Here is a 370-nt window from a genome sequence, read left to right as displayed (position 1 = left end):
GGTCAGACTTTCGGCAGTGCCGCCTGGACGGCGGATAATGTGCCTGCTAAGTATGTCTTAGCTAAAGGGCAAGCGGCCAGCGGCACGTACCAGTTTACGACTGGTACGGATCAAACCGTTAAGATCCATTTGGATCATGCGGTTGACCACAGCACCACAACGACGACGCGGACGATCACTTACAAAGTGGATGATCCAAACTATCCGGGTCAAGTACCAGAAACGCAGACGCAGACCATGAAGTGGAATGTCTCAACGGATGAAGTTACTGGTGCCAGTGTAGCGACAGCGCAGGATGCCTACGATGCCCAAACAGCACCAACGATTCCAGGGTATACTGCTGATACACCGACGGTGGCTCAAAAAGCTT

At 52.7% G+C, this 370-nt stretch carries 1 protein-coding gene; it reads left to right on the top strand.

Going from position 1 to position 370, the window contains the following annotated elements:
* Positions 1-370, top strand: a 370-nt coding sequence (locus HC026_RS12465; protein ID WP_408641011.1) for a mucin-binding protein, incomplete at both ends; no start/stop codon positions are given.

Origin of the sequence: Secundilactobacillus angelensis (genome assembly GCF_012641075.1) — a bacterium.
GTDB lineage: Bacteria > Bacillota > Bacilli > Lactobacillales > Lactobacillaceae > Secundilactobacillus > Secundilactobacillus angelensis.
Note: the sequence above shows the minus strand (reverse complement) of the source record. Positions and strands in the feature narration are given on the sequence as shown.